The organism is Streptomyces sp. NPDC059456, assembly GCF_042750055.1.
Lineage (GTDB): Bacteria > Actinomycetota > Actinomycetes > Streptomycetales > Streptomycetaceae > Streptomyces.
This window is the reverse complement of the sequence record NZ_JBHYVA010000382.1, coordinates 1-7,986: the sequence shown is the minus strand read 5'-3', so window position 1 is coordinate 7,986 and position 7,986 is coordinate 1. Positions and strand designations below refer to the sequence as shown.

General features: G+C 71.6%; 5 protein-coding genes. 3 read left to right on the top strand and 2 right to left on the bottom strand.

Annotated features, from left to right (window positions below):
- Positions 1-295 precede the first annotated feature (295 nt).
- On the top strand, positions 296-448 hold the full coding sequence (locus ACFXA3_RS27480) for a hypothetical protein (RefSeq protein WP_385191074.1): 153 nt from the start codon (positions 296-298) through the stop codon (positions 446-448).
- A 227-nt stretch (positions 449-675) separates the two neighbouring features.
- Positions 676-2,265, top strand: coding sequence for a UDP-N-acetylmuramoyl-L-alanyl-D-glutamate--2,6-diaminopimelate ligase (locus tag ACFXA3_RS27475; RefSeq protein ID WP_385191072.1), 1,590 nt, complete (start codon positions 676-678; stop codon positions 2,263-2,265).
- Here the strand turns inward: ACFXA3_RS27475 and kdpB are convergent.
- Both kdpB and ACFXA3_RS27465 read right to left on the bottom strand, forming a co-directional pair.
- Complete coding sequence (gene kdpB / locus ACFXA3_RS27470) at positions 2,181-4,331, bottom strand: potassium-transporting ATPase subunit KdpB (protein WP_385191070.1); 2,151 nt, start codon at positions 4,329-4,331, stop codon at positions 2,181-2,183. The two genes, ACFXA3_RS27475 and kdpB, sit on opposite strands and share 85 nt — an antisense overlap.
- Positions 4,332-4,594: 263 nt before the next feature.
- On the bottom strand, positions 4,595-6,478 hold the full coding sequence (locus ACFXA3_RS27465; protein WP_385191068.1) for an APC family permease: 1,884 nt from the start codon (positions 6,476-6,478) through the stop codon (positions 4,595-4,597).
- 349 nt (positions 6,479-6,827) lie between these two features.
- On the opposite strand from ACFXA3_RS27465, the gene ACFXA3_RS27460 reads away from it, so the two are divergent.
- A partial coding sequence (locus ACFXA3_RS27460; RefSeq protein WP_385191066.1) for a universal stress protein occupies positions 6,828-7,986 on the top strand: 1,159 nt, incomplete at its 3' end.

Below are 7,986 nucleotides of genomic sequence, written 5' to 3'. Positions count from 1 at the left end.
GCGCCCTCCCCCCCCCCTTCGCACACGCGCCACCGGTGGGCGAATCCCCCCCCCGGGTAAAAACCACCCCCCGGGGGCGCGCCCCCCGCCCCCCCCTCGCGGGGGGCGCACCGAGGCACGGGCCGACGGCAGCACTGCTACGCCGGCCGGGACTGCCGAGCGCTCGACGGCCCGTGCCCCACCTCCGCGGACGACCGCAAGGTCGACGCGTACCTCGCCCACGCCCACACGGCGGAGCCGTCGACCGGCTCCCGCATGGCGTCCGGGGGTGGCCGGGCGCGCGTACACTCGGCCCATGAACCGCACACGCGTCACGGAGGAGTGCCTGCCGCAGGCCGTCCCCACCACGCGTGCGACCTGCGCGGACCGGACGGGCGTCAGCTCGCGGACCGCGGTCGACGGCCAGGCCCCCACGGTCGGCCGCGGCGCCCCGCACGGCCACGGCTAGCGCTTCCCGCCGCCGTCCCACCCCGTCCGGGCCCTTCCCGTACCCCTTCCCGGGCCGGCCCCACCCCGGCATCCCCGGCCGGACCACCGCGCCCCGACCCCTCCCGGTCCCGTCGCCCGGGGGCGTTCCCCCGCCCCCACCCCATCACCGCGGCGCCGGCCATCCGTCGGCGCTGCCGCCAGGCGCGTGCCGCACACCGGGCCGCCGCCGCTCCCGAAGGGACCACCGTGAAGTTGAACGGGTTGCTGACCGGCCACGAGCACCACGTCATCCAGGGGGACGCCGCGTCCACCCGGATCACCGCGGGGACCACCTTCGACGTCGGCCGGGTCGTACCGGGCTCGCTCTTCATCGCCGTACCCGGGCACCGCGGCGGCGGCCCCGCCGCGATCGGTGCAGCGCTCGCGCGCGGGGCGGTGGCCGTGCTCGTCGACGCGGCGGGAGCCGTCAGCGTGCCGCCCCAGCGGGAACTGCCGCCCTCGGTGTGCGTCGTACGCGTGGCCGACACCCGCAAGGCCGCCGCCGTCGCCTCCTCCCGCTATTTCGGCGAGCCGGGGCGGCACATGGACGTGGTGGCGGTCACCGGGACCAACGGGAAGACCTCCATCTCGTACATGGTCGAGTCGCTGCTGAGGATCTCCGAGGGCGCCTCGGTCGGCGTCATCGGGACGGCGGGCAGCAGGATCGGCGACGAGGTGATCCCGATGCCTCACTCGGTGCTGACGACCCCGGAATCGCCCGACCTCCAGTACCTCCTGGGCCGCATGCGCGACCGGGCCACGGGCAGCGTGGTGCTGGAGGCCACCTCGATGGCGCTGCAGACGTACCGGATGGACCGCACCTTCGTCGACGTCGGCGTCTTCACCAACCTGACCCAGGACCACCTGGACGACCACGGCACGATGGACCGCTACACGAACGCCAAGCTCCGGCTGTTCCAGGGACTCTGCCGGCACGCGGTGGTCAACGTGGACGACGCCGTGGGAATGCGGATCCGAGCGATGATGCCGGGCGCGGTGACGACGTACGGACTCGACGACGCGGAGGCCGACTTCCACGCGGCGGACCTGGTGGCGGACGCCTCCGGCACCCGGTTCACCCTCCACCACGCGGGCCGGACGTACGCGGCGGCCGTCCCGGTGCCGGGCCGGTTCTCCGTGTCCAACGCCCTGGCGGCCGTGGCGGCCTGCCGGGTGCTGGGGCACGACCTGGAGGGACTGGTCGCCGCGCTCGGGCAGATGCAGCCCGTACCGGGCCGGTTCGAGCGCTTCGTGACCCCCACCGGCACGTCGGTGATCGTGGACTACGCCCATTCCCCGGACTCCCTCGACAAGGTCCTCACGGCCATCCGGGGCTTCGCCCGCGGCCGGGTCATCACCGTCTTCGGCTGCGGCGGCGACCGGGACACCACCAAGCGGGCCGAGATGGGCCGGATCGCCGGAACCCACTCCGACCTGTGCGTCCTGACCTCGGACAACCCCCGGACCGAGGACCCCGAGGCGATCCTGGACCAGATCGCCCCCGGCATCGCGGCCACCGGCACCCCGTACGAGCGCTGCGCGGACCGGCGCAGGGCCATCGGATGGGCGCTCGCCGCCGCACGGCCCGAAGACATCGTCCTGATCGCCGGAAAGGGCAGCGAACCGCATCAGATCGTGGGCGAGGAACTGCTCCCGTTCAGCGACATGGCGACCGTGCGCGACCTCGCCGACGCCGGCCCCGGCGGCCGGTCTCAGCCGATGCCGGGGACGGCGGAGACCACGAGATCGATGAGCTTGATGCCGACGAAGGGCAGGATCAGGCCGCCGAGGCCGTAGACGCCGAGGTTGCGGCGCAGCAGGTCGTGTGCGGAGGCGGGCTTGTAGCGGACGCCGCGCAGGGCGAGCGGGATGAGGGCGACGATGATCAGGGCGTTGAAGATGATCGCCGAGGTGATGGCGGAGGTCGGGCTGCTCAGGCCCATGACGTTGAGGGCTTCGAGTCCCGGGTAGGCCGAGGCGAACATGGCCGGGATGATCGCGAAGTACTTCGCGACGTCGTTGGTGATCGAGAAGGTGGTGAGCGCGCCGCGGGTGATGAGGAGTTGCTTGCCGATCTCGACGATGTCGATGAGTTTGGTGGGGTTGGAGTCCAGGTCCACCATGTTCCCGGCTTCCTTGGCGGCCGAGGTGCCGGTGCTCATCGCCACGCCGACGTCCGCCTGGGCCAGGGCCGGGGCGTCGTTCGTGCCGTCGCCGGTCATCGCGACGAGCTTGCCGCCGGCCTGTTCCCGCGTGATGAGGGCGAGCTTGTCCTCGGGGGTGGCCTCGGCGAGGTATTCCTCGACGCCGGCCTCCTGCGCGATGGCGCGGGCCGTCAGCTCGTTGTCGCCGGTCACCATGACCGTGCGGATCCCCATGCTGCGCAGCTCCGCGAAGCGCTCCCGGATCCCCTCCTTGACCACGTCCTTGAGGTGGATGATCCCGAGCACCCTCGGGCCGTCCCAGTCGTGGACGGCCACCAGCAGGGGCGTGCCCCCGGACTCGGACACGGTGGCCGACCAGGCAGCTGCTTGCGGCGGTACGGTCCCGCCGCGCGCCACCACCCAGTCGCAGACCTGCGTCACCGCACCCTTGCGGATGGCGCAGCCGGCGCCGCCCGCCCAGCTCAGGTTGATGCCGCTCATCCGGGTCCGGGCGCTGAACTCGGTGAAGCGGGGGTTGCTGAGGTCCTCCGCGGCGGCCGGCTGGAGTCCGTACTGCCGGGCGAGGGAGACGACGGAGCGGCCCTCGGGCGTCTCGTCGGCGAGCGAGGACAGCTGGGCGGCGTCCGCCAGCTTGATGTGATCCACGCCGGGCAGCGGGATGAAGGCTGCGGCCTCGCGGTTGCCGAGGGTGATGGTGCCGGTCTTGTCGAGGAGCAGGGTGTTCACGTCTCCGGCCGCCTCGACGGCGCGTCCGCTCATCGCGATGACGTTGCGCTGGACGAGCCGGTCCATGCCCGCGATGCCGATCGCCGACAGGAGGGCGCCGATCGTGGTGGGGATGAGGGTGACGAGGAGGGCGACGAGGACGGTCGTGGACTGTGCGGCGTGCGCGTAGGCGGCCATCGGCTGGATGGCGACGACCACCAGGACGAAGATGACGGTGAGTGCGGCCAGCAGGATGTTCAGCGCGATCTCGTTCGGCGTCTTCTGCCGGGTGGCGCCTTCGACCAGGGCGATCATCCGGTCGATGAAGCTGTTGCCGGGGCGCGCGGTGACCCGTACGACGATCGAGTCGGACAGCACGGTCGTGCCGCCGGTGACGCCGGACCGGTCGCCGCCCGATTCCCTCAAGACGGGGGCCGATTCGCCGGTGACGGCTGACTCGTCCACCATCGCGGCCCCGTCGACCACGTCGCCGTCGGCCGGGATCGGCTCGCCGGCCTCGACGAGGACGAAGTCGAAGGGCTGGAGCTCGGCCGGTGTGACCACCTCGGTCTCGGCCCGGTTCAGGTTCGCCCCGTACGTCCAGTGGTTGAGCCGTACCGCGACGGTGTCCGTACGCGCCTTGCGCAGCGATTCCGCCTGAGCCCGGCCCCGGCCTTCGGCGACGGCCTCGGCGAGGTTGGCGAACAGGACCGTCAGCCAGAGCCAGACGCTGATCACCCAGGTGAAGACGGACGGGTGGATGAGCGCCGAGAGCGTGGTCAGGGCGGATCCGACGGCTACGACGAACAGCACCGGTTTCTTGACCAGTTCGCGCGGATGGAGCTTGCCGACGGCCTCCCGTGCGGAGGCGGCGAGCAGTTCGGGGTCCACCACGTTCACCTGGCCGGAGCGTTTCCGGGACGGTCGGTTGGTCGGGGTCCGCGGTGGTGTCCCGAGACCCGGAGGAACGTGCTGCGCGGCGGCGGGAGGCATGAAGCGACCTTCTGGATGGGTTCGAGGCGTGGCAGCCCCGGCAGCTCGTGGCCGGGGTGCGGGAGAGGGGTGTCGCCGCCGGGAACCGTCCCCCATGGACCCCCTCGGCCGTCATGTGAGTATGAGAGGTTCCCGGCGGCGCAACAGGCAGAAAACTAGCGCCCGTTGTGCCAGGAGCACCCGAGTCGGCGCAGGAATTGGCGCCTTGTTGACGGCGGCGCACGAGACGCGTCAAGCCGCCGTCAGAGGGGCGTCAACGCACGTCAGCGTGCGTCGGCCGTGATGCGGAAGCGCAGCCGGCAGATCACGGCATCGGTGTCGCGGCGGACCGCGTGGGCGACGACGGAGCCGCGCTGGTTCTGGAGCAGCCGCTGCCAGAGGTGGGCCGGTTCGGTCTCCGGGATCAGGACGGTCACCTGCGCGTCGGGATGGGTTTGCGCCAGCTTCCGCACGTACGACGACAGGGGGCGGCCGAGCGAGCGGGTTTCCGAGGAGACCTCGATCAGTTCGACGCCGGGCTTCCACAACTCCCAGTCCCGCCGGAGGGCTTCGGCGATCCGGCGGTCCTCGGGGGCCGGGTGGGTGACGGTCACGGCGAGGACGTCATCGCCGAGTGAGCGGGCGGCGGTGAGGGCCTGGCTGGTCAGGCGGGACAGTCCGGAGACGGGGACCACGACCAAGGAGCGGGAGCGATGCGGGGCCTGGGGAATCCGGCCGAGCTCCAGACGTTCCCCGATCTCGGCGTACGTGCGGTGGATCTTCTCGAAGCCGAGCACGAGCAGCGGCAGTGCGACGACGATCAGCCAGGCGCCCTCGGTGAACTTGGTGGCGGTGACGACGACGGCAGAGACACCGGTCAGCAGGGCACCGAAGCCGTTGAGTGCGGTCTTCGCCTGCCAGTCGCGCGGCCGTTCCCCGTACCAGTGACGGACCATGCCGACCTGGCAGACGGTGAAGCCGACGAAGACGCCGATGGCGAAGAGCGGGACGAGGGTGTTGGTGTCGCCACCGGAGAACAGCAGCAGTACGGCGGACACGGCTGCCAGCGCGAGCACGCCGTGGCGGTGGACCTGGCGGTCGGCCTTGAGGGCGAAGAGGTGCGGCAGGTGGTTGTCGCGGGCCAGCAGGCTCATCAGGACGGGCAGACCACCGAAGGAGGTGTTCGCGGCGAGCGCCAGCAGCACCATGGTGGCGAACTGGACCACGTAGAAGGCCGTGTTGTGCCCGAAGGAGGCGTCCGCGAGCTGGGCGAGGACGGTCACTCCCTCGACGGGCTGGAGGTGGAAGCGGCCGATCAGGATCGACAGGCCGATCAGCATGACGCCGAGCAGGGCGCCGAGGGCGACCTCGGTGCGTTGGGCCCGGCGGGCGGCCGGCGCCCGGAAGGACGGTACGGCGTTGGCGACGGCCTCGACGCCCGTCAGGGCGGAACAGCCCGCGGCGAAGGCCTTCAGCAGCAGGAGCGCCCCGACGGTGGTGGCACCCTCGCCGAGCGCGGAGGCGTGCCCGTCGGCGGAGGCGGTGCTGACGGGACCGTCGCGGAAGAGTCCCACGACGACCATCGCGAGGATCGACCCGACGAACACGGCGGTGGGCACGAGGAACGCCTTGGCGGATTCCACGACCCCCCGCAGGTTCACCGCGGTGACCAGCACCAGGACACCCAGGCAGATCCACACCCGCTCCCCGTACAGCCCCGGGAAGGCCGAGGTCAGGGCGGCGACGCCGGCCGTGACGGACACGGCGACGTTCAGCACGTAGTCCAGGATCAGCGAGGCGGCGGCCACCAGACTCGTACGCCGGCCGAGGTGCCGCTTGGCGACGGCGTACGAGCCGCCGCCGTCCGGGAACGCGGCGATGACCTGCCGGTACGAGGCCACCAGGACCGCGAGCAGGGCGGCGATCGCCAGGGTGACGGGGAGGGTGAAGCCCATGCCGTAAGCACCGGCCGCCGCCAGGACGAGCACGATCGACTCCGGCCCGTACGCCACGGACGCCATCGCGTCCAGCGACAGCGCCGCCAGGCCCTGGAGGGCCGTCAGCCGGTGACGGTCCCCCGCCGCCGGCGTCCCCGTGCCGGCATCAGGAGGCTCCTCCGTGCCCGGGGCCTGTCCTGCCGTGCTCGGCTTTCCCATGTCTATGGACATCTCTCGCTGTTCCTCCGTCGGACAAAGTGAGGACAGCGTCCGAGCGCCGTGGCCGGATCGCCAGTGTTCTTGGCGCCATCCATACGGCCGCCGCTCCAGTCTTCACGTGCCCTTGACGCCTGTACGGCACGGCCCGGTGAGAGTGCGTCAAGACGTGTCCCACCAGGCCTGACCGGGCCCTTTTCAGGCGCTTCACGTATGAGCGGCGTTAAGAGTTCCAGCGCGCCCGTATGGACCACGTCAAGATCTCTTAACGGCGGGGCGAAGACACGGTTGTCTCGTGATCGGCCATCTGGCCGGTTCATAGCTTTCGTGCCACCGATGAGTCGAGAAGAAGAAGAGTCTGAACATGGGACGCGGCAAGCTCCGCATCTACCTCGGTGCGGCACCGGGCGTCGGCAAGACGTACGCGATGCTCTCCGAGGCGCACCGCCGGGTCGAGCGGGGCACCGACTGCGTCGTCGGCTTCGTCGAGCACCACAGCCGTCCGCGCACCGAGGTGATGCTGCACGGCCTCGAACTCATCGAGCGGCGCGAGCTGGAGTACCGCGGCTCCACGTTCACCGAGATGGACGTGGACGCGATCCTCGCGCGGCGCCCCGCCGTCGCGCTGGTCGACGAGCTCGCGCACACCAACGTGCCCGGCTCGCGCAACGCCAAGCGGTGGCAGGACGTGGAGGAGCTGCTCCAGGCCGGCATCGACGTCGTCTCCACCGTCAACATCCAGCACCTGGAGTCCCTGGGCGACGTCGTCGAGACCATCACCGGCGTCCGGCAGCGTGAGACCGTGCCCGACGAGGTCGCGCGCCGCGCCGACCAGATCGAGCTCGTCGACATGTCCCCGCAGGCCCTGCGCCGCCGCATGGCGCACGGCAACGTCTACCAGCCCGACAAGGTCGACGCGGCCCTGTCGAACTACTTCCGGCCCGGAAACCTGACCGCGCTGCGCGAGCTGGCGCTGCTGTGGGTCGCCGACCGGGTGGACGAGTACCTCCAGGAGTACCGCGGCGAGCACAACATCCGTTCCACCTGGCAGGCGCGCGAACGGATCGTCGTAGGTCTGACCGGCGGGCCGGAGGGACGTACGCTCATCCGCCGCGCGGCCCGGCTCGCCGAGAAGGGCGCGGGCGGCGAGGTCCTGGCCGTCTACATCGCCGCCAGCGACGGGCTCACCTCCGCCTCGCCCAAGGAGCTGGCCGTCCAGCGGACCCTGGTCGAGGACCTCGGCGGTACCTTCCACCACGTCATAGGCGACAACATCCCCGACGCGCTGCTGGAGTTCGCCCGCGGGTGCAACGCCACCCAGATCGTGCTGGGCGTCAGCCGCCGGCGCTCCTGGCAGTCCGTGTTCCGCCCCGGTGTCAGCGCCACCGTCGCCCGCGAATCGGGCCCGGACCTCGACGTCCACATCGTCACCCACGACGAGGCCGCCAAGGGGCGCGGCCTGCTGGTCGCCCGGGGCGCGCGGCTCGGCCGCTCCCGGATCATCTGGGGCTGGGTGGTCAGCG

Excerpts from the sequence above, each read along its gene's own strand:
- ACFXA3_RS27465 (WP_385191068.1), bottom strand. The coding sequence starts at position 6,478 with ATGTCCATAGACATGGGAAAGCCGAGCACGGCAGGACAGGCCCCGGGC.
- kdpB (WP_385191070.1), bottom strand. The coding sequence starts at position 4,331 with ATGCCTCCCGCCGCCGCGCAGCACGTTCCTCCGGGTCTCGGGACACCA.
- ACFXA3_RS27480 (WP_385191074.1), top strand. The coding sequence starts at position 296 with ATGAACCGCACACGCGTCACGGAGGAGTGCCTGCCGCAGGCCGTCCCC.